The organism is Bradyrhizobium oropedii (genome assembly GCF_020889685.1).
Lineage (GTDB): Bacteria > Pseudomonadota > Alphaproteobacteria > Rhizobiales > Xanthobacteraceae > Bradyrhizobium > Bradyrhizobium oropedii.
In genome coordinates, this window is sequence record NZ_JACMYO010000424.1 from 1 (window position 1) to 1,365 (window position 1,365).

1 protein-coding gene and 1 pseudogene are annotated in these 1,365 nt (G+C 63.6%); both read left to right on the forward strand.

Annotated elements, in window-relative coordinates:
- Positions 1-47: 47 nt before the first annotated feature.
- Positions 48-821: a transporter substrate-binding domain-containing protein gene (locus H8A95_RS43050; RefSeq protein WP_229188452.1), complete on the forward strand. Its 774-nt coding sequence runs from the start codon at positions 48-50 to the stop codon at positions 819-821.
- 181 nt (positions 822-1,002) lie between these two features.
- Positions 1,003-1,365 (forward strand): annotated as a pseudogene (locus H8A95_RS43055) (DUF2147 domain-containing protein); the annotation flags it as partial.

Consider the following 1,365-nt stretch of genomic DNA (forward strand, 5'->3'; position numbering starts at 1 on the left):
CTAAATGCTCCGCAACGACATGTCATCGGAATTGACGGAGAAATCGGATGTTTCGCGCGCCGGCCGCCCTTGCCCTCACCTTGCTTCTGTCCGCCGCGCACGCGCAGCAGGCACCATCGCGGCTCGATGAGATCGTCAAGCGCGGCACGCTGCGTGTCGGCATGACCGGCGACTATCTGCCCTTCACGGCGCTCGACAAGGACACCAAGGCATTCCGCGGCTTCGACGTCGACATGGCGCAATCGCTCGGCAAGGCGCTCGGCGTCAAGGTCGAGTTCGTGCCGACATCGTGGCCGCAGATGATGAAAGATTTCGAGGCCGACGATTTCGACATCGCAATGGGGGGCATCTCCATCACCTTCGACCGGCAGAAGAAGGGCCTGTTCTCGACCCCGATCATGCGCGAGGGCAAGACGCCGATCGCGCGCTGCGCCGACAACGGCAAGTTCGACACGCTCGCCGAGATCGACAAGCCCGGCACCCGCGTCATCGTCAATCCCGGCGGCACCAATGAGCGCTTTGCGCGCGCCAATGTGAAGGCCGCCGACATCCGGGTCTTCAACGACAACACCAGGATCTTCGACGAGATCGCCAAGGGTGACGCCGACCTGATGATGACCGATGCGTCCGAGACGCGCTATCAGCAGAAGCTGCATCCCGGCGTGCTCTGCGCCGTGCATCCCGACAAGCCGTTCGATTTCGCCGAGAAGGCCTACTGGATGCAGCGCGACGTCGGATTGAAGGCGTTCGTCGACCAGTGGCTCCACATCGCGCACGAGGATGGCAGCTACGCGAAGATCTACGCGGCATGGTTCGAATAGCCCGGGTCAAACGCGCGTGCGCATAAATTGATGCGCGCGGCCTGAAACCAGACCGCGATCCAGTGATTTGAACCTAAGCCGCGGGGACCCAGACTCATGTTCTGACCGTGATCTGGGGCACATTCAGCGGGGCCGTCACCACATAGCCTTGCGAACGGGGTTCCCTGCACTGGAGGTCGAGATGAAGAAGCTTCTGGCGATCGCCACGCTTGTGCTGGCGAGCACGGCCGCAGCGCAGGCGCAATACACGTTCGATTACGGCGGCCGCACCATTCGCATCGATCCCGACCGCGGAACGGTTTCGATCCCCGGCGTCTACGACAATACCGGTCGCCACACCAAGCGCGCCAAGAGCAAGGACGCCGCACAGAAGCTCGATACGGCTCCGAAGGAAGCGAAGACCAATTCCCAGGCAACGCCCGCTCCAGCAGCCGTTGATCAGGCTGCTGCCCCGGCAGCGCCGGCGCCGCCAGCAACTCCGGCAGAGCCGGCCAATACGAGCGTCGCGACGACGCCACCACCGGCATCGGCAGCGACCGCGCCG

Coding starts and splice junctions, on each gene's coding strand:
- H8A95_RS43050 (WP_229188452.1), top strand. CDS start 48: ATGTTTCGCGCGCCGGCCGCCCTTGCCCTCACCTTGCTTCTGTCCGCC.